We start from the raw sequence: 20,597 nt of genomic DNA, 5'->3' as shown, positions 1-20,597 counted from the left end.
AACTATGGTGAAACAAAAACTTTCAACTCAACATCATTATTATGCGCCGTCGCTAGCCAACTATTTAGTAATTGGAAAGCTTGCAAAGTTTCGCCATTTGCCTCTGAACCTAACTTTAATTGTTGCTCAAAATGGGCAGCCGAAAAGCTATTGGCAGCAACTATCCAAATTTCCTTTTTTACTGCTGTTGAGCGTCTTCTCATTGCAACGGTATCCCATAGCTCGTTTAGTTTTTCTAATCTTTCCTGCTCATTTTGAGCCTCAAAAGTAGCACCTTGGAAAAGTCTAATTCTTTCAGCCATATTTTGTTCTGCTTCTGGGGCTGGCCAAGCTGTATCAAGCCTATTCCAATTTGTAGGCTTCAGTTCAGCATCACCACTGATTAGCATTTCAATATTCTTTACAGCTTGAGATCCTACTTCAGCAAGTGCTCCAGCCGATGAACGCGGATTTATTGAACTACCACATTTAACATGAACGAATGCTAATTTATTTTTTGAAGATACTATAAAGTCAGCAGGCTCGGTTCCCATATCCGTGTTAATTAGCAAGTCTGCATCAGGTATGTAAGGGGAAAATGGGCCTAGTTCGCTTTTTGTTGGGTTGGCTAAGCCATTAGCTTTTAATTGATCCACTAAGTAGAAAATCGAATCGCTGCTAAAGCCTCCGTCAACAACCTGATGAGCACCATTTTGATATCCTTTCTCATCTAAGTTTGCACCAACAAGATACCCTAGCCCGATAACAACATTTGCAAGGTTAGAAGCACCTAATTCAAAACTATCCGCCACAGGAAGCGTTAATTGATAGAACTTACCCTTTGAATAGGTGATCCCATTTGCTAAAAGCGCTTTATGTAAGTGCTTGTTGAGAAAATCAGTTATGTCTTGCTGTTCCTCACCTTCATGTGGATAGAGTATTTCCGTTTCTGGTGCAATTTCTAAATATGGCTCTCTTTGCTTAAAGTTGACCAAGATTTTACTTTCTTCAACACCATCAATAAGCAAAGTGCCCTTGTCATAGGCCAAATACAAGAACGAATTATCGAGTGTATATTGTTCCCCTGCTATAAAAATACTTATCGGAGACTCAAACTCTGTTAAATCAAAAATCAAACTGTGAGCTTCAAAATTTTCATCAACAGGTATTGGCTTTGCGTATGAACGTACTAAGGCGTTTTGTATATTAATATTTGCAGATATCACACTATCAATATCTGTAAGCCAATCATTAAGTTCATCCAATGTAAACGAGGACTCTTTTTGATCTGAGATTCGCCCAGAGTCTGCACCTACATAATAACTACCATTCTTTTTATTGTATTGGTCATAGGTATCACAACGCATTGTAGCTAATCGATATGACGCATTGGCTTGCATGTCAGCCATTTGCTCTAAATCTTTCCCTTTTACCGCGATGCTCTCAGGACGTTTTCTAGCAGAGCTAATCGATTTACTACTTGCTTCTTTAGTTGAGGCTGATTCGCCTAATGACATTACCTTAAGCAGTTTATCTAGAGATACCGCTGAGCCGAGTTTAAAATCTTTCTCACCATTAAATCTGCGACCTCGGCTATCATAAATTGCTACAATGTTGTTCGAGAGCTGTTTATATAATGTTATTTCAAGTGAAGGCTCAAAGAAAAGCTGGTCTGTTAAAAACCGAGACTTATTGAACGCGATTGATATAACACCATGAATACCAGTTTCTGTAGCAAATATTCTCGCAAGTTCGCCAGCATTATTGCATCGCCAATATAGATGATCTGATAAAAGCTGAATGCAGAATCCCTGCGCCTGATTCAAAAAACAAATTGATGCAGTTGGGATATTAAGAGAACTTTCGGGATTAAAGGTATTTAGGTCAAACTTACTTACAAAGCGGTTGCCGTAATAACTCACATCAGGAAATGCTTCTAGGTAACGGTCAATCAACTTGTTGCTGTCTAATGATGCTATGAATTTTTTAACTGACTCAGTGGTATTAAGTGAACGATCAAATTTTCTGTAGTTTTGCCACATTTGGCTATTTGCATCGCTTTCAATTTCCAAAATCTTAGGCTCTATATCACCATATAAGCGTACTACTCTTCCGATGGTTTGAACTAGTTCCCGACCACTATTAACGGCATAGGCCAAAATCAATAACTTAGCTTCGGGAATATCGACCCCTTCATCAAGTTTCCGCTGGTGAATAATGATTTGGTAATCAGAACCTTTTAGGTTCGACGGCACTTTAACCTTTACATTATCTCGCTCATCTTTAGTAAATTGTTCATGTATTGCTAATACTGAAAAGTCATCGTTTAACAAATCGTAATAGCTTTTTATATCTTCGAATTTTTCACATTTAATAATGCACTTTGTGCCATCATTAGCCTCTAAGAATTCGGTGATTTTTCCGCTTAATTCAGCTAAAGAAATTGACTCAAAAGTGGGGGCTTTTAAAACATCATCTGCAAGTGCTCTTTCAAAGGTATAAATATAACTGGCATCTTCGGTAACATCGAATTGATACAAATCATTCCTGTAAGGAGTCGCAGTTATAACGACTTTATGAGCGTTAATACCGCGTACCAAGGTACTCCATACTGGAGATGGTTCGGCGTGCCCCTCATCAATAATAATAAGATCAATATTTTGCTTTAACAGCTCTAGCTGAGCATTATCGAAAGTTTGTAGCTTCTGGAATGTTGAAACGTACACGCCGTTTTTTGATGTATCGTTCACATCACTATAAACAGTCTTTAGCTTGATAACCTCACCTTCAACACGATCACTAAAGAATTTTCCATTTATTTCTTTAAAAAGTTGATCACACACAGCACGTCGATGACATAACACAAGTACCCGCTTTTGGGTCGCTTTGTGAGATACAATACTTATTACACCCGATTTACCTGCGCCTGTTGGCAAGCTAATAAGGCAAGAGTTCGCATTTTCATTTAACGGCTTTTTTAAGTAACTTAACGCCGTTTGAATACTTTCTTGCTGGCAGTGTCTTAGACTTTGCCACAAATCTTCATTGACAGAGAAACCACTAACATTCATTAAAACGTCCTTGTTGTTATTCTTATAATTCGCCAGCGAAAGCTTTTTGGCTTAGTGAATTAAACAGATTATCAATCTCATTTCTTTCACTTTTTTCCAGTGAAGATATTACTTTTTCTTTAATTTCGATAAACCTATTCTGCAATTCAATTGGTGGATAAGGAAACTCAAGCTTGTCCAAAATCCCCGTGTTCATATGTGTAAACGCACCATCAGGTCCCGTTTTTAGTCTTCCAACCCGTCCTTTACAGTAATTCATCAGATTAACAAAATACTCTGGCCTTAACTTTTCACCAAAGCGAACTCTGATTAAATTGGTACTAATAATTGAGTGTTCTGATTTAGAGCGAACAACTCCCATTTTTCCAACAGTACCAGCCCTCGAAATGATAACGTCTCCATCCTCAACAGAATAAGCTTCCAGATCTACATACTTACTCTCTGTGATCCACAATCGAGGCGAATCTGTAAACTTCCCGTTCAGAGATATGTTGTCCATATTCCATACAGGCACACCATTTTCAACATATTCATGCTTTTTTAAGGCACTGCCAAATGGCCCACATTTGGTGCCATTTTTATGATCAATATAAAAGTCAGATAAAATGCCAAGAGGAAAACCCTTCGGATTTGTCGCTGGATCGCCGAACATATCTAGGAAGACGCTGCGGAGGAAGTCGTCGGCGAGGTCGATGGCTTGTTGGCGTTTGCGGCGCACGTTGTCGGCTTTATCTAAAATCGCGGCAATACGTTTTTGTTTTTCGAGTGGTGGAACTTCGACATCTAACTTTGCTAAGTTCCCCCTTGAAATTCGTTGCCTAGTTGTTCCAGTCACAAATTTTAAAATCTGATTATTAAAACGTTCAGAGTTGATCAAATGCATTAACCAACGGCTGTCAATTTCATCCGAAGCTGGTCTAACAATACAAATGTCAACAACTGTTACACACTTGGTATTTAACTCTGGAAAAATACACGCTCTGCCTATAGGGTCAGGCATTCTAGCAATCAATATATCTCCTTCTTCAAGATACGTGCATTTTAATTCTTCAGCTTTCTCACTAGTCATAAACCTGTTAGATTTATCAATAAAAGTGCCCACACCAATATCAGCTAACTGTATTAGCCTAACATCACCATTTGGATTTTGATCTTTACTTTCTACCCAGTCACCATCAGAAAAAACTCCGTTAGCGGTAACTAAATCTTTGAATTTTTTCATCATGCTCAAAGCATACCCTCAAGTTCTTTTAAGTCGGCCAAGATTTCATTTTCCAGCGACACTAACTTACCTAATATTTCTTTTGGTGGATCGTACTGCTCTTCTTCATAAACCACCTCTTTATAGCGGTTTATTGAAAGGTCATATTTATTCGCAGCAATCTCGTCTTTACTCACCCAAAACGCTTTTTGGGTTTTATCATTGCTATCGCTGTCAGCTACTGCTTTATCACGGGCTTTAAATTGCGCGACTAAATCTGGCAGATCGTTATCTTTAATCGGTGTGCGTTTATCATCTAGCGAGAAGCCATCGGCCTGTACGTCATAAAACCAAACATGATCTGTACTGCCGCCTTTGGTGAAAATTAAAATCGCCGTCGATACACCCGCATAAGGTTTAAACACCCCACTTGGTAGTGAGACCACGGCTTCTAGCTGGTTATTTTCAACCAATAACTGGCGCAGTTGTTGGTGTGCTTTTGATGAGCCAAATAATACGCCATCGGGTACGATGGTTGCGGTGCGGCCACCAATTTTTAGCATGCGCTCAATGAGCGCAACAAATAGCAGCTCGGTTTTTTTAGTTTTTACTTTACGTAAAATCTCTGGGCAGACGTCTTCTTCGTCTAGGCTGCCTTTAAATGGCGGGTTAGCGAGAATAATATCAAAGCCTTCTTTGGCCTCTGTTGAAAAGCGCTCTTTAAAACTTTGGCTTAGGGTATCTTGGTAATGAATATCGGGCTGTTTAATGCCATGCATGACTAGGTTCATTGCCGCTACGCGTAGCATGGTGGCGTCAAAGTCAAAGCCGTGGAACATGTCGGTATCAATATGCTTGCGCTGCTCAGCGTCAATTAAATCACCTGAATAAAGGGTGTTAAATAGCGGTTTTCCGTCGGAATCGCGCAATGGGTTGCCGTCTTCGTCAAGCAGTGGGTCTTTTTCAATGCCCTCTGGTGAGGTGTATTTTTCAAGTAAATACTCGTAAGAGACCGATAAAAAGCCACCGGTGCCCGTTGATGGGTCGCAAATACGGCTTTTAAGTGTTGGGTCCATCATTTCGACCATGGCACGAATGATATGACGCGGCGTTCTAAACTGTCCATTAATGCCTGCGGTGGTCAGTTTACTGAGTAAGTACTCGTATAAATCGCCTTTTGTATCTGAGTCTTCAAGTGGCAGCGAATTAACCATTTCAACAGCGCGCACAAGCAATGATTGCTTTTGGATCATCAACTGGGCGTCTTTCATAAACTCGTTGAAAATTGCGCCTTCGGTTGACTCGTTGTCTGATGTTTTTGAGAAGTACGGGAACAACTCATCTTTTACCAATTTATAAAGTTCTTCGGCGCCTAAATGGCGGAAGTTTTGCCATCTTAAGTGCTGTTCGTTTTCTTCGAAACGACGGTTAAATGGCTTTTTAGTGCGTGCAGCGCGGCGTTCGTCTGCTTGCTCGTTCATATCAAGCATGCGGGCATACATTAAAAAGGTGATTTGCTCTACTACGGTAAGCGGGTTGGTAATACCGCCTGTCCAAAATTCTTCCCAAAGTTTATCGATTTTGCTTTTTAACTGACCTGTGATCATGTTGTTCCTCATTACCTGATGGCAAATGTATATCTAATTCTGATAATTGGGAGCCGCTTTGCGACTCGCCTTTTACAAGTGCGATTGTATTACACTTGTTTTTCTAGCGTGCTTTTTTAATAAATGGTTAATTGTTCCAGAAGCTGCAGTTGTAAAAGAGTCAAATCAAATTAACTGACCCATTGATTGGCACAAATATACTAGCGAAACTTTTCCGTGAACACTTTTTTGGTTGAGTTGATTGCTCGCCCAAAATGTTTACTAAATGGCACACCACGCTCCATCGCTTCAATGCGCTGCCTATTTCTCTGTACATTATTGGCTTCAGCAATGCTGTCGAGCAGTGTTTGCTGTAACCCCTCAACACCAAAATGAGGTTTATCTAGCGCAATAGACAGCGGCAAAGTCACATCTGGTTGTAAAAGGTTCTTATTAAAGTCGAGCGCTTGACCAATGATCTTAGTTTTCTCACATGTAGGTGCCTCAATATCATAAGGCGGCGACCATTCATTAACAGGCTTAAGCATATCAACTTGGTTTACTACTAAGATTACTTTGGGCTTCTTCCTAGAGGTGTTATTACGACTCGTATAAAACTCATCAAATTTCGCTTTCAACTGCTTATCAAGAGCACGCGCTGATTGGTTCGCTTTTAGCACCCATACGATCACATCTGCTTGAACCATCTCATCGAGCATTGCCTGTTGTGTTTTCTCTTCTCCATCAAGCCCTTGTAGGTCGACCATCGTAACATCATTGTCATCAACGGACGTACTGTATGTGGTGGTGCTATCAGTGGATGGAAGTACATCGACTTCGGCTACTAATGCATCTTTTAAAACATTTATTAAAGACGATTTTCCGCTGCTGGTTTGGCCAACAGTTACCACACGGATTGGTTCTAACTCACTCGCAAGTCGTTCCGCATCAGCCAGTGATGCATCAGAAGCTTTCAGATCGCTCTCTTCAATACTGAAACGGCCACTGTACAAGTCAATGGCAACGGCAGCGACTTCATCGAGAAAGGCTGTTTTAGCAGCTAATTGCATATCATCAACCAATCCTTTGGTTAGAGAACGGCCGGTTTGTTCATTGGCGATATCAATCGCGACTTTCATTGGGTTGGTGTATGTCTGTCTTGCACGATTCACCCAAATAGCCACTTTAAATAGCTTCTGTCCTAGCTCACCGTACTTTTCATACGCATCGTAACCCGCTTTAATATAAGAAACTTTAAGATACTCGACACCAGGAATGTAGGTTTTGATGACCGTTTTATATCTTCGGCTCACCTCTTCAAACAGCTTTAATCCCTCTGGAATCGAAAAGTCAAATGACTCCTTGTTAAAGCGAGCCGCCACTATATCCAAAACGTCTAACGCTGCCTTATCGAGATCACCCCATTCAAGGTCAGACTCTAGGCGCTGCCTCACTAATTGCTTTGATTCATTCCAAACGGTGAGCTCTGTCTTTGACCAATCATTCGAGGCTTTCACCAAGCCGTCATCAATCCGCTTGAGATTCTCTCCTGCATTGGCATTTACAAGCTTCTTCCTTCTGCCATTGAGCACATAGAGAGGTAACATCACTGACAGCGAGCTTACTGCAATTGCAATCGACAGCTCTAGCAAATAATCGTGCTTTACTGCCAATACAACACCAAAACCCATAGTAATGAGAACTGGGAAAACAGTACTGATTACTAGTAAAGCCCAACGACCACTGGAGAGATCAAGCAATAGACGAAAGAGGTTTTTAATCGCTTTCATAACTAGAGGCCTTTTTTCCTTTCTTCATTGCGTCACGATAGAGATCTTGCATCTCTTGTTCAGAAATCTCTTCACCTCGGCTTTTGTGGTAAAAATAATAACAAGCTACTCGGCCTAAACCATAGGTGGAACCAAAACTTAAAGCTGCCGCCGTAACTGCGCCAACCGTTTGACCATAGACAGGAACGAACTTAACTAGCTGCCTAGCACCGTGCTTAATGCCATATTGAAGAGCAAAACTACTGCCTAAAGTTCCTATAAGCTCACTAAAGACCTCCATGCTCCATTCAACTTCATATTGGTTCGCTAAGCTATGGAGCATTTTGGCTTGAATAGCCGGCACAGATACAAGCCCAACACCAGGGAACAAGTCGCTTGTCGAGGCGCTCCCGCAATACCATAGAACCTCGTTTTTTAGCTTATCAAAATTTTTACTTTCCTTGGCCGAGTGCTCTTTATCTTCAACCATGACATTGATAATCGGCAATATGCTCGCAAGTTTATCGATCAGTAAATCGTAGTTATAAATCGAGCCATCATCGGCTTCGAAATCAACAATCACCGACTCTACATTCTCATCCCACACATCTTTTATCTTTTGTTGATTAAACGCAACTTGGCGCTCCCGTTCTTTCTCTGATGCAGTTAGCACTGCGGTATGAACAACCAACAATTTTTTTATTTTCTTTTGCTTTTTGATCTTTTTGAGAGCATTAACTACCGCAGATTGCTCTGGCTCATCCACCTTCATCACAATCACAAGCGCATGACAGGTATCACCCAATTTATCTAGATCTTCTTTAGGGTTATAGTCGGCTTCGCCTAGCCCTCGTGTATCCATAAAGCGCATAATTGGGCGTTCTTGGGGGAAGTCGTACTTTGACGCTGTCATGGTGCAAGGCTCAAAACCATTACCCACTTCAACTGATGACAAATTGGTAATGGCCTGAATCAAAGACGACTTGCCTGCACCTGTTTTACCAAGCAGCCACAAGGTAGGTAAGTTCTTGCGCTGAAACTCATGTGCTTTAGTTAAATCGGGGTTCCCGTTTGGATTGAAAAATTCCTTTATTGTTTCGAACATTCCACGCCTTAATATTAAAAATTGAAACAAAAGCCTTTTAATTTGTATTGAATAACAAAACCTGAATCTCTTGATAAATAATTCAAGCTTAGTTTCATTAAATGTCTTTACTATTTTATGGGAAGAACAGTTCGCTGTTCTCTCATCACTTTCTGTCAAATAAAGCTCAAACCTATTCATTGAAAGATATGAGCTACTTCAACGGTTATAACTCTTTATGTATCTCGCTTTTTGAATGTCCTAATTCTACATTAAAGCGGCTAATAAACTCAGCGATAACATCGGCTTGTTGCTCACTAAACACTCCGTCTAGACCAGAATCGTGCACACTAGTAAACGGCGCGTCGTAGAGTTGCTCAATATTAATACTGCCGTATCGAATTAAGTGGTTTTTTAGCATATTAAGAAAGCGTTGCTGTTTGGCATTCATATGGGTGTGCACTTGTTGAATAAAGTTGGTAAAGCTTTTTTCAATTGAGTCTCGGTCCATGCCTACTATGGTGCGCAAAATTGTATCGAGTGTGGCTGTCGATTCTGGGAAGAATTCTTTTAACGTGTTTAAATCAACATTGGGGTTTTGGGTATGTACTAAGGCATTTAGCTTAGCTAAATCGTCTTCACTTACCTGTTCGCCTGCTCGGATTTTTTGTAGCACACCGTCTTTTTCAAATAAGGGGGTAAGGGTTTTCTCAACTTCTTTTTTAAAGATTTGATAATCAATTGATACAATATTGGCGGCACGTTCTTCAATTTGATATTGCGCTGCGTCTTCTTTTATATCCAAGATCATTTCAGGTGTTCTGACTACAACCTCCTTATCTCTTAAATGAATCACAGCCCGCAATGCTTGTCGCGTCTCTTCTAGAGTCGAGTAGCTTAAATCTTGCCAATAACTCTCTTCTAAAATGGCAGCAATATAGGGTGCTTTGCTGCGTACTTCATTGATGTGCATTTGTAGGCTTTCGATTTTTTTCAGCACAGAAGTTTTAGCCAAATCAATTTTGCTTTTATCTGTGTATAGCAGTGTTTGCATTACTGTTATTTCAGTATCAAAACGGTAAGCCTCACTTTGCCCCATAATATTGCGCCACTGCATTAACGGTGCGATGGTGTCGTTCAGCATTTGTTTTATTGCGGGTGAGAATTGATTTAACGCCTTAATGTCTTTGCATTGCTCAACTATTTGCCAATTATCGCGCACTGCAATGGTGTTCATATCAAGCGCACCAATGTCTTGGTGAATCAAATTAATCACGGCTTCAAAGGTAGCCATGTCTGCTTTTTTAAGCGCACTTTCGGCTAACGTTAAACGCGCTTCGAAAAGCTTTTGAGTAAGCGATTTTGATTGAGATGGATCGATTTCTTCTGGGTCTTCATCAAAGTAACTAAAGTTTTCCCAATGATCAAAAATTAAGAAGTGTGATTTATCCATGCCAGGACCATATAAGTCTTTGCATAAACGCGTACCACGGCCAATCATTTGCCAAAATTTAACCTTTGATTTGATTGGTTTTGCAAATACAAGATTAACAACTTCAGGTACATCGATGCCCGTATCAAGCATGTCTACCGATACGGCAATACGCACACTGCCTTCTTCGGTTGATTTAAAGTCATCAATGAGCTCATCTGCTCGCTCATATTTAGAGTGAATAACGCGGCAAAAATTACTACCCAGTTGCGGATAGAGTTCGCCAAACAGGGTGGCCAATAACTCGGCATGCGCTATGTTACGGGCAAAGATAATAGACTTTCCTGGTAACTGGCCGTCGTTATCTCTTAGGCCTTTTTCCATTAAATTGCGAAGAATAACTCGGTTAGTGTCTTTATTTTTAACTGCCTCATCAACTTGCTTTGCATCAAAGTCTATTTCGTTAGGATCAATACCCTGCTCTTCTAACTCGGCTATTTGTTCATCAGTGAGTTTGTCGGCTTTAATGCCATCGCGTAAAAACTTGGTGGTAAAACTCACAATTTTGTAAGGCACGAGATTTTCATCAGCAATGGCTTGCTCAAGTGGGTAATTTGCCGTTGGCATTTTGTAATCACACTCAAACATATTACAGGTAGAACGCGACACCATTTCAACAGGTGTTGCAGTTAAGCCTACTTCGAGCGCATCAAAGTATTTAAAAATATCGCCGTAGATATTATAAATAGAACGGTGTGATTCATCGGCGACAATTAGGTCAAAGTAACCAACATCATAGCTTTGGAATATTCGCATCATACCCGGGTAAGTTGCAATGAATACGCGAGCGTTGCTAGCCAGTTCTTTTTTGCTTTTACCCACCACATAAAGAGGCTCTTTGGTATGCTCGTTAAATGCGTTGGCGGCTTGTTTACGTAGCTCTTTACGGTCACATAAAAAGAGAACGCGTTTAGCATAACCTGCATCTAGCAGGCGCTTTGCCAATGCAATTGAAACACGAGTTTTACCCGTACCAGTGGCTTGTACAACTAAGGCTTTACGATGTGTTTGCAGGCGCTCGCACACACGGGTAATGCTTTCGATTTGGTAATCTCGACCTGCGACATTTATATCGATAGGCGTAGCTGCTAGGTCTTTTTTAAGATTGCGCTGTTTAATTAAGTACTGCAAGCTGTCTTTTGAGTAGTATCCGTATAAGCTTCTTGGTTGTTGATTTTGCGCATCGTCTAGTATTTTAATGTCGTAACCATTTGAATAAAAAATAATGGGGCGCTGGCCGTATTGCTTTTCAAGCGCATCTGCATAAATAACTGCTTGCTGGCGGCCTTTTTCAATGTTTTCGCGCGCGGCTTTTGCTTCAATTACTGCCAGTGGCTTGCCATCGTCATCGAGCAGCACATAATCTGCATAACCAATACCCGACGCGGTTGGTTGGTCGCTTACTTGCAGTTCTTTTACTACTTCGTCTGTATTTGATTTATCAAGTGATACATTCCACCCTGCTGCACGTAAGTCCATGTCGATTATGCGTGCACGAGTTTCTGCTTCATTAAAATCAAAGCTTGAGGTGATGTGTTTATTACGCGCTTGTATGGCAGAGAGTTTATCCTGATCAATCGCTTGTTTTAGCTTGGCCGCTTCAATTTGTGCTTGCTGCTGCGCTTTTTGCGATGCCTCTAATTCTTCTAATGCAAGTTTTAAGCGTTTTTCATTTTCAGCAAGCTGTTTTTTAAGTTGCTTATTCTTTTTAGCAAACTCTTTATCGCTTTGTTCATGAGTTTGTATTTGAGTCGGTGCTGTAAACTCTGGACATTCACTTTGTTGACCTTTTGCGAATGCCATAAATAAATAACTGGCAACAAAATAACTTTCTTTTAAGATCCAAATTGCTTGCTGCTGACTCACTTTTCCTTCATGTGCTGCTTGGTTACCACTTTTTCGAATCGCATGTAATTTTTCTATGATTAAATTGGGAACCGCTGAAGTAAATGCATCAGCTGTTAGCTTATCGAAGATATTCGAATTAGCGTATACAGGGAGTTTTAATTCTTTGTAAAAATACCCGACTACTCTTTCAGCAAAACAGCGCATTTTCACCAATGCACTTTGAGGATCGCTGATAGCATACTCTTCAGCAAATGCTGCAAGTTGGTGTAATTCAGGCCATCGTTGTTTGATATGTTCAAAGTTCATTGAGTGTTTCATTGTTGCTAATTCCTTTTTCATACTACTTGCTTGTACTATTTTTATACTTTTACAAGCTTGTAAAATGCTATACCAATTCTATTTTTACTTTGCCATTTAGTGCATTAACTTGATAGATAGTCCCACAGTCAACAGTGGTTGAATCAATTAACAACTTTTCTGCTAACTCAATAGGCAAGGTATTATTAAGTTTTTTATTAATTCGGCTACGAGTTTGCTGAACAAACGTTTTTTCCATTGGCTTTAGGCCACTTAAGTTATTAATTTTAAAATCTTCCGGCTCGATTCCAAATGTATCACGAAATACTCGTAAGTCAGTACCTAGCTCAGAAAACTGAGTTAAATAAGCCTCTGAATAACTTGTTGTATCTTCAAAATAACGATCAACATTGAGTTCGTACTGATCAAGTAACCATAAGTAAAATGCCATTTCTTTTGCCGTTAAGCTTATATCAATCCCCGCGAATGTTAACTGCTTAGCAGAAGGGTTTATAACTAATGAAATTACTTTTGAGTTGACTGTATTAAGACTTGCTACTGTTTTACTGAAAGATACATTTTTGATACTGGTAAGCACAGAGTTATCAATTAGGTTACGCATGCGAACATAAGGTATGCTCGTTAAAGTAATATTGGCATTTTTGCAATCGACCGATTTCCCTGCTTTATTTTTTACAAACTTTGAATGGGGAGTCGGGTACCAAAAGTCTTTTAGAAATTCAAAGCTCTCATCTACAAATACATGACTTAGAGTGTCTTGCTCACGCCCAAAGAGAGACATGGCATATCCTAAGTAAAACGCCATTGTTTTACGTCCACCTGCAATTGATGCATGTATTGCTGTATTCTCAAGTTTGGTTAACTCATCTACCTTACGGGTTATAAAATCTGCCATATAGACCTGATCGACCTCAGTGCTGGCATCAAAAACAGGTTGACCGTTTTGATCTTCAATAAGCCAAATATTTTTCTCAGAAAACTCAATCTCTGGCAATTTGTAGTCTGTTAATAACTGTTGAAAATGACCTTGGTTGAACAGCCCATCTACCAGCAAAGGTTTGGCACTTTGCGTTGTGATGACATAGATTTCGTTTGGCAGACTTTTGCCTTGCTTATGGATAGCAAACAAGGTTTCTGTAAGTACTTGAGGACTAGCCCCTGTGATGATGAGTAATATGTGTTTCATTCAATTTCCTTTTGATGAAACTGAATAATATCTGAATATTAAATAAAATCAAAAAGTATGAGACGAATGCTATTTTTATGATTTATTGACGATGTATATTTTGCGAACTTTCTTAATACTTAAATGTAAAAAAGGAGTAGCACGCTACTCCTTCATTGCCCTCAAGCCTCGCCTTACATTATCGTTAGCAATACGCTTTTGCATTACCACAATGGAAAAGTATATTTGCGTACAATTCCCCCACTAGTATTATCAGAGTGAACTCTGTCTACCCAAGCATTGAGTAGTGAGCCGGCAAATAACGGCTCGTGGCGTATTTCGTGAGTTATGGATAGGCAACTATTTTTATATGCAAAAATAGCTTTATTTATCCTATGAATGCGTTTGTTTGATTTGCGATATAGTCTCTTTTATAGAATTTTGAGTACGCTCATTATTAAGCTCTGGCTCGAACTCACGCTCAATTTTTTCCTTAAAGTCATCATCGAAGTCATTCTCTAACTCCGTATCGAATAAATCATCAAAGAGCTCAGGGTTTTCGTTGCAAGGTTGGTCATCGTAATCCGAATAATCAAAGGTGCCCTTCTGAATATCTTCAAGCAGAAAAACCATCATTTTATAAAACAACACTTTTACACCACGATAGTTCAGTTGCTTATTGGCATAAACATCTGGCTCGACAATTGACCAAAGCCCCTCAAAATCAGGATTTTCTTTGTTTAACATTAAATGATTAATTTTATGGTCGTTTTTGATAATGATACTGTATAAAGCATCGATTAAATCAACGAAGTTCAATGTACTTACATATCTTAAAGACATGCTTTCCTCCTTTAGTTAGGGTTAAAAAAACTTTTAACTAAAAAGGAACGAGGAAGGGGAAATATTAAGAAAGCGAACCTGAAGGTTCGCCAGTTTTAACTTTTTTCGATGATTTCTAACCAGCTCTCTTCAGCGTGACTGAAGAAGGTTGTTGGTTTAATTAAAAATATCGCTTCGAACTCCGCTGAAAATAAATGACAGAATTCTTTTATTTGCTCAATGTACAGCAGCAAAAAAGCATACATTTCTACACCATCTAAATAGCGCCCTGAAAAATCAGGATTATCATCAAAAAGCTGCTTTGAGATGCTTATACCCAATACACTGCCTACCCTATCTCTGTGCATATAAATGTAATGGCTAAAACTAAGCTCGATTGAGTCGCTTGTAGACGCTTCATCAACATCTGCTAATAGCAGAATCGTTGAATTGTCATCCCAAGGTGATTTACTCGCGCGTTGATACTCTCTGATGAATTGTGATTTTGATGTACTCATGAGTTTCCTCGTTAGTGTTTGACCTAACACTAACTAGGCTTATGTGATGGTAACGAATAGTAAGTAACAGAGGTAAGTTTCATCTCTGTGTTACGCTTTTCTCATTCAGTGTTACGAGTTAATGGCGCTGTGTTACGTAGTAATTTAAGTGAAAATCAAGGAGGGAAAGCGTGTGAAAAAATGCATAAAATTGATAAAAAAGTCGATTTAGTTAATACAATTTGCTTTTCCATCAAACTTAGTTAATACTTAGTTTTGTTGTTGATTTATCAAAAATCACCAACACAAAAAAGAACACAGCAAAATTCAACTATTTGTTTTTCCTCATTAAATTCTGGCACCTAGTACTTATCACAGTTAATACATTTGTTATTGATGAGTAATGCCATGGCACACCTTTAAGCACGATGATGGAGTATTGCCTTTAAAAGCTAATCTAGATTTCAAAAAGCAGCGAAAATTGCAGCCGCGTAATATAGATTGCTGCGAATGAAGTTTCTTTGATCTAGATCAACTTTAAAAGTAGTTAAGATCCTTCGAGAGCGATATTTCAGTAGTAATGGAGTGGGATTATCTACCGAACCAAGCTATGTGATGAGATAAGTGAGAGGTTTTATGATGACTAAGTGGGTGTTCGTATGGGTAGTAGTCATAAGAGCATTGCTTATAACTAGATATAAATAAGTTAGAGTGTTTATTCGGTAGCTCTCTTTTTCGCAGCTGCCAACGCAATAAAACAGCTACCGCATTGCGCCTTAAATACAATTTTTACTGCAAACTAAAAATGCCCGCGGTGGCGGTCGTCTTGAAGCGTTTGTTATAACTATATTCCAAACTGTGTGCCTAAATTACTTTATACAAGCCACGTTTTATACGCTCAAAGATGGCGCTATCAGTCTTTGCACATTCACACGCCCCTATACAAGTATGGTTAATACAGTGATCAGAGGGATGAATCCATCTTTCATCAAATGATGGCATTTTTAGTTTGATGATCGATTTGATTTCCTTTGTAGTTAACTCAGAACCACGAAACTCTACAAAACATTCCCTAATTTTACCATGATGTCGGGCAAAACTTCCCATGGCGAATATTTCCCTTTAATTATAAAACCGTAATATATGGCGTAAAAATCTTGGCTATAAATAGCGAAAAGTGAGCACAAACCAAGCTTTAGACGTCAATTCATTAATGTATTTATTATGTATTCTCAGCTAACCAGTTACAATTCTATGTTTTTGTTTGATTGGTTCAGTTGATGACCAACCCATTTCTTCAGCAACCAGCTTGGCAAGTGACCTAATTTCTTCCCAATTAGGATCGTCAAATAAAGCACTACTTTCAAGATACATGGCTGAGAATTGCGCACCTGAATGCTGATTAATAAAAACATCTAACGCCTCAATAGATGCTGCTTGTTTAGGTGTTAAATCACTAACTTTCAAGTCGTCTAAGCATTCACCAAACTCAAGCACCAACTCATCACCAATAGCCGCGAAACTTGGATATAGTTCCTCTTGGACTTTTGCTGATGCAGCAAGTGCCATAATCGAATTTTTCAGGTTATCCATATTTCTACCGGAGTACATAACACCTCACTTAGGGACACAAATGAGTGACTAAAGCGGTTGTTTAATAACCATTTACTCTGCACTATCTCTCAAGGTTTTCGGAATATAGCGAATTAATTGTTCAGAACTTTGAATAGTTAAACGCTGCTTTGGGAACTCATGTAGTTGAATATTTAAGTACTCAGTTTTTGAAACTGGTTTAGCCATACGCTTGAGAAAGCCCGGAGTATTTTCTGAAAACAAACCACTTTCTAATGTAACAGCCGAGATTTCTTGCCAGGGAATAAACAGGTTTTTATGACCAAACTTAAAGGGAAAAAGCATTCTTAAATAAAGCCCCCTGTTATTTGCTGCAACCTTTAAGATTCCGTTATGTCGTATTTTACCAATATACCCACTTCCAATTCGGAAGCTTTCTTCTAAACCCCAGTCATTATTTTTTCTGTATCTTTTAGCTAAGTTTTGCCAGCCACTTTCTTTTCCTAGTCCATAACAAACTCCAAACCAACCAACTACAAAAACAACATAAAACCAGTTTGAAGTGAGAAAAGACAATAAAACTGTCTGAAAGTAGATCACATACTCTTGAGCTAAAAGAGGTATTTCACCTCCACTTCCCACGTAGATAAATAGAACAAAAAACGAAAGGAAAGAAATAGTCCAAATCAATCCAATAAACTTAAAAACAATCTTCATACTTTCCTTGTGTCCTAATCAGCTTGCGGGCGGCATAATTTTTTTGTTAAGTACGTGTTTAGTACAACCTATCAAATTTCATTACTCTGTAAAACTCACCAGTACTAGAGCATTTATAGTTGCTACCATTTAACCCCCCGCCTTTGACCTTTACGAGAGTTTTGTCTTCGAAATAACACGTATTCAAAGTGGACGTGAATATAGCCTCACCTCTGAAATGATTAAAACCACCATAAATGGAAGCACCATTTTCAGTCATCTGTGATATTGCAGTTATAAACTTTAATTTTCGAGACAAGTGCAGAAATCTTCCATAAGTATCAACGCACCGATAAGGGGCTAAAAATTGTTTGCTAAATGTTGAGGAGCCAAAACAGCAAACTGTTTTTTGTCCTTTTTTATTAGATTGTTGGGGCTACTTTTACCCAAATGGTGATTTAAAGCAACCACGTTTATACTCTTGAATTGTTATATCAGCACTAAAGAGACTTTAAGGCTTAATTTAGCTTCGCTTACTAACTCTTCTGAAAGAGCCAAGAATCTGAAGCTGATATTTAGTTCAATGTCTGCGTCCATTTGTTCTGTCCCTAGATGCATAAGAATTTAATAATGCGAGTTACTTATTTTTCTGCGTATTCGGAACGCGAAAAGGTTATAGCAATACGCAGCGTTAATTTGTTATGCAACTTCCAACCACAAATCAATATTGAATTCCTTTAGGTGTTTTTTAATTGCACCTATTAGATTAATAATTTCTTGTTCAGGAATTACTTGGGCTTTGATATAAATATCGCTATTACCCTGACCATACTTGGATATCCATTCATCGGAGAAGATGGTATCCGTATAGCTTTGAATCTTAGTTTTCAGAAGTTGTTCGTGATACTCACAATCCCTTAGTGCACTTGACACTATAATAACCAAATCGACACCACCACCTTTTCTTTCTCCAACGATATCGATTTTATCTAAGCCCTGAATAGGGTCATCCATGTTAGATTCCTTAAGTTACGTGATATTTAAGTCTTTATGTAACATGCGATTTGTGAAGAAAGAGCAAAGCAACTGGTTTTGTCAGCGCTTTTGATTTGCCTTGTTATATGCAAGTGACACAAATTTCAATATGTCATCTAACAATATTAGTATTGCAAAGCTAATTAATAAAACAATTAAGTAGTACAAATTATAAGGTGACCAACTAACAAGTAGTGTGGCTTTATCACTATCTGATAAACAAGACTCTAAGATGCCATTTAAGCAGCGTTTTTGAGCTAAAATGAACTGCTCACTGCTTCTATATGACATTCCAAACATAGTACTTGTGTAGCCTAATATGCCAAACAAGAGTCCTTTCAAAATCCTTTTATACATTTTAATAGACACCCTAAACCATCATGTTCATTTAATTTTTTAGTGTGCCCATCGCACATATTTCTGCCAATGCCACGCTCATTTATCTATCTTATATAGTTCTAACAAAGTTTCTAAGGTATTGCTATAAAAAAGAAAACCTAACAAAATACAAGTATCGTCTTTAAGCAATGACTATCTAGCTGCTCTTCGGCTCTAGCTCATTGCAGCCCTGCTTCGAGTCAGTCGGATCTGGACTAGCGCTTTCTGCTCAAGCTTGCTACCGTAAATAGTCTAATGGTGGTTCTGAGTGAACAACGAGCATGTAACATAACTGCCGATTTCAGCACTGGTCGTTTTGATGTCATATCTGCCAATAAAATAAAGGTGTATTATTACTCTCATAATTGATTACTAATTAGAGCGTCATGCTTAAAGTTATTTGTTTGCATATGATGGAATGGAATTGGTTATTAATAGTACAGTAAGATAAATGGGTACAAAGAGAGGTTAAAAACCAGGACGTTAACTCAGAACTCCAAACTTTGTTTTAAACAATACTTTCACACCAATATCGTTCCGTTACCTATCGCCCTAGGGTGATTTACTCGCGCGTTGATACTCTCTGATGAATTGTGATTTTGATGTACTCATGAGTTTCCTAGTTAGTGTTTGACCTAACACTAACTAGGATTGCGAGTTGGTAATTATCTAAAAGAGGCTAATTGAGGACATATACTTTGAATTAGAGTAGTAGCTAAATACCTTTAAGAATTTGTATAAAACAGCTAGCAGTTCCAATCCAATTTGTAATAAAAAACCCAACACTTCGATAGTATTGGGTTTATTCATTTATAACGCTCTACTTCAAGTTTGAGTTAACGGCTAAACCAAACCGCAAAACCAAATTGAGCAATAGCAAAAATGATATGCGCAACAATAATGTAGGCATAGGTCTGAAATTTATTCGGAATTAAACGCGCAAAAAAACCACCACCTAATCCAGGCATGAGTATACCTAGACCTGCGAGAGTACTTAAAATTACACCGACTATAACAGTAGGCATTACCGTTGGGTTTTCGATAAAACCAACACCATAAATAAACAGAATAAGAACTGCATATGCAATACCGACTAAGTAATGAAATACCCAACCAGTCGCTTTTTCAATCAAAGATGGTGCATTTTTGTTGCTCTGGTCTAAAACAAAATTACCAGATGTGATACCGATTAACCAACGTCCAACAATGCCCCAGTCAGTCGGCGGGATCTTTGTAATCGTTTTAACTAGAACACCCCAGACATCTAAAGCAATTGTTGAACCTACACCAACAATTAAACAAAAAAGTATAATATTTTCCATACATCTCCACTTATAGGCAAAGTTATTAATAGCGAACAAATTATGGATCGATTATTCCATAATATCTAGCATTAAAATTGAATGTTGCTCTAAAATAGAAACAGTAAAGACTCAGAAATGGTAGAAATTGTTTACATTGAAATTACTGCCAATTAGAAAGTAAGAGACCAACAGCCTCTTGAAGCTGTTTTTTCTTATAACCATCTTTCGCTTTTATTGATATTCCTTTAACAAAGCTATCAATCATTAAAGCATATGCATCTGCATTGATATCTTCTGGCAATTCCCCCTTATCTATTGCACGAATTACACAACGCAAAATAGCTTCCGTCGTTTTATTTCTTACTTGATAAGTTAACTCCTCAACATCTTTATTATCATCGCAACAGTTTAAACCAGACAAAACGGCCATACAGCCTAAAGGTGAAGTTGAGGATGTTTGGACTTCGATTAGATGATTCAACATATTTTGCATAGCCTCCCTAGGCCTTACGCTGTCATTATCTAAGTAAGAGGTCACTTCACCACATGTTTGCGTATAGAGGCTTAGGCATTCTTCAAAAAGCTCTTTTTTAGAGCCAAAGGCTGCGTAAAAACTAGCTGAAGATAGATTTAATGTATCTCTAAGATCAGCTAATGAGGTGCTTTCAAAACCCTTAGCCCAAAAGATATTCATCGCAGCTTCTAATGCGATGTCTCGGTCAAATTTTCTAGGTCGACCTGTTCTAGCCATAACTACTCCTTAAAAAAACTATTATAGAT

14 protein-coding genes are annotated in these 20,597 nt (G+C 38.6%); all 14 read right to left on the bottom strand.

The features are described from left to right. Window positions 1-2 precede the first annotated feature (2 nt). On the bottom strand, window positions 3-3,050 hold the full coding sequence (locus NH153_RS12445; RefSeq protein ID WP_063704299.1) for a DEAD/DEAH box helicase: 3,048 nt from the start codon (window positions 3,048-3,050) through the stop codon (window positions 3-5). 22 nt (window positions 3,051-3,072) lie between these two features. Further along, the gene (locus NH153_RS12440) at window positions 3,073-4,275 is read right to left on the bottom strand and encodes a restriction endonuclease subunit S (protein ID WP_063704297.1); all 1,203 of its coding nucleotides are present in this window, start codon (window positions 4,273-4,275) and stop codon (window positions 3,073-3,075) included. A 2-nt stretch (window positions 4,276-4,277) separates the two neighbouring features. Then, a complete protein-coding gene (locus NH153_RS12435) occupies window positions 4,278-5,858 on the bottom strand; it encodes a type I restriction-modification system subunit M (protein WP_063704295.1) in 1,581 nt (526 codons plus the stop codon). A 200-nt stretch (window positions 5,859-6,058) separates the two neighbouring features. Further along, window positions 6,059-7,627 carry a GTPase family protein gene (locus tag NH153_RS12430; RefSeq protein ID WP_063704293.1) on the bottom strand — a complete coding sequence of 523 codons (1,569 nt, stop codon included), beginning with the start codon at window positions 7,625-7,627 and terminating at the stop codon, window positions 6,059-6,061. Continuing rightward, window positions 7,614-8,711 carry a YcjF family protein gene (locus NH153_RS12425; RefSeq protein WP_063704290.1) on the bottom strand — a complete coding sequence of 366 codons (1,098 nt, stop codon included), beginning with the start codon at window positions 8,709-8,711 and terminating at the stop codon, window positions 7,614-7,616. The genes NH153_RS12430 and NH153_RS12425 overlap by 14 nt, the downstream gene beginning before the upstream one ends. Window positions 8,712-8,916: 205 nt before the next feature. Further along, window positions 8,917-12,369: a DEAD/DEAH box helicase family protein gene (locus NH153_RS12420; RefSeq protein ID WP_240494370.1), complete on the bottom strand. Its 3,453-nt coding sequence runs from the start codon at window positions 12,367-12,369 to the stop codon at window positions 8,917-8,919. A 46-nt stretch (window positions 12,370-12,415) separates the two neighbouring features. After that, window positions 12,416-13,534, bottom strand: coding sequence for a CRISPR-associated ring nuclease Csm6 (csm6, locus tag NH153_RS12415; protein WP_058584596.1), 1,119 nt, complete (start codon window positions 13,532-13,534; stop codon window positions 12,416-12,418). Between the two features lie 372 nt (window positions 13,535-13,906). Next, window positions 13,907-14,356 (bottom strand): hypothetical protein, encoded by a 450-nt coding sequence (locus tag NH153_RS12410; RefSeq protein WP_082874053.1) that lies wholly within the window; start codon window positions 14,354-14,356, stop codon window positions 13,907-13,909. Window positions 14,357-14,451: 95 nt separating this feature from the next. Next, window positions 14,452-14,853 (bottom strand): hypothetical protein, encoded by a 402-nt coding sequence (locus tag NH153_RS12405; RefSeq protein WP_063704288.1) that lies wholly within the window; start codon window positions 14,851-14,853, stop codon window positions 14,452-14,454. Window positions 14,854-16,068: 1,215 nt separating this feature from the next. Further along, window positions 16,069-16,425: a hypothetical protein gene (locus NH153_RS12395; RefSeq protein ID WP_063704283.1), complete on the bottom strand. Its 357-nt coding sequence runs from the start codon at window positions 16,423-16,425 to the stop codon at window positions 16,069-16,071. Between the two features lie 72 nt (window positions 16,426-16,497). Next, window positions 16,498-17,121 carry a hypothetical protein gene (locus NH153_RS12390; RefSeq protein WP_063704281.1) on the bottom strand — a complete coding sequence of 208 codons (624 nt, stop codon included), beginning with the start codon at window positions 17,119-17,121 and terminating at the stop codon, window positions 16,498-16,500. Between the two features lie 678 nt (window positions 17,122-17,799). Beyond that, entirely contained in the window at window positions 17,800-18,114 is a 315-nt protein-coding gene (locus NH153_RS12385) for a DUF6572 domain-containing protein (protein ID WP_063704278.1), read from the bottom strand. A gap of 1,235 nt (window positions 18,115-19,349) precedes the next feature. Next, a complete protein-coding gene (locus tag NH153_RS12375) occupies window positions 19,350-19,835 on the bottom strand; it encodes a DUF2938 family protein (protein ID WP_063704274.1) in 486 nt (161 codons plus the stop codon). A gap of 142 nt (window positions 19,836-19,977) precedes the next feature. Continuing rightward, the gene (locus NH153_RS12370) at window positions 19,978-20,568 is read right to left on the bottom strand and encodes a TetR/AcrR family transcriptional regulator (RefSeq protein ID WP_063704271.1); all 591 of its coding nucleotides are present in this window, start codon (window positions 20,566-20,568) and stop codon (window positions 19,978-19,980) included. Window positions 20,569-20,597: the final 29 nt, after the last annotated feature.

Source organism: Pseudoalteromonas gelatinilytica, from assembly GCF_001641615.1.
In the GTDB taxonomy this organism is placed as follows: domain Bacteria; phylum Pseudomonadota; class Gammaproteobacteria; order Enterobacterales; family Alteromonadaceae; genus Pseudoalteromonas; species Pseudoalteromonas gelatinilytica.
This window is presented reverse-complemented; position numbering and strand designations above follow the sequence as displayed.

What these genes read in the sequence shown, in the direction of transcription:
- NH153_RS12445 (WP_063704299.1), bottom strand. Translation starts at nt 3,050, where the DNA reads ATGAATGTTAGTGGTTTCTCTGTCAATGAAGATTTGTGGCAAAGTCTA.
- NH153_RS12440 (WP_063704297.1), bottom strand. Translation starts at nt 4,275, where the DNA reads ATGATGAAAAAATTCAAAGATTTAGTTACCGCTAACGGAGTTTTTTCT.
- NH153_RS12435 (WP_063704295.1), bottom strand. Translation starts at nt 5,858, where the DNA reads ATGATCACAGGTCAGTTAAAAAGCAAAATCGATAAACTTTGGGAAGAA.
- NH153_RS12430 (WP_063704293.1), bottom strand. Translation starts at nt 7,627, where the DNA reads ATGAAAGCGATTAAAAACCTCTTTCGTCTATTGCTTGATCTCTCCAGT.
- NH153_RS12425 (WP_063704290.1), bottom strand. Translation starts at nt 8,711, where the DNA reads ATGTTCGAAACAATAAAGGAATTTTTCAATCCAAACGGGAACCCCGAT.
- NH153_RS12420 (WP_240494370.1), bottom strand. Translation starts at nt 12,369, where the DNA reads ATGAAAAAGGAATTAGCAACAATGAAACACTCAATGAACTTTGAACAT.
- csm6 (WP_058584596.1), bottom strand. Translation starts at nt 13,534, where the DNA reads ATGAAACACATATTACTCATCATCACAGGGGCTAGTCCTCAAGTACTT.
- NH153_RS12410 (WP_082874053.1), bottom strand. Translation starts at nt 14,356, where the DNA reads ATGTCTTTAAGATATGTAAGTACATTGAACTTCGTTGATTTAATCGAT.
- NH153_RS12405 (WP_063704288.1), bottom strand. Translation starts at nt 14,853, where the DNA reads ATGAGTACATCAAAATCACAATTCATCAGAGAGTATCAACGCGCGAGT.
- NH153_RS12395 (WP_063704283.1), bottom strand. Translation starts at nt 16,425, where the DNA reads ATGGATAACCTGAAAAATTCGATTATGGCACTTGCTGCATCAGCAAAA.
- NH153_RS12390 (WP_063704281.1), bottom strand. Translation starts at nt 17,121, where the DNA reads ATGAAGATTGTTTTTAAGTTTATTGGATTGATTTGGACTATTTCTTTC.
- NH153_RS12385 (WP_063704278.1), bottom strand. Translation starts at nt 18,114, where the DNA reads ATGGATGACCCTATTCAGGGCTTAGATAAAATCGATATCGTTGGAGAA.
- NH153_RS12375 (WP_063704274.1), bottom strand. Translation starts at nt 19,835, where the DNA reads ATGGAAAATATTATACTTTTTTGTTTAATTGTTGGTGTAGGTTCAACA.
- NH153_RS12370 (WP_063704271.1), bottom strand. Translation starts at nt 20,568, where the DNA reads ATGGCTAGAACAGGTCGACCTAGAAAATTTGACCGAGACATCGCATTA.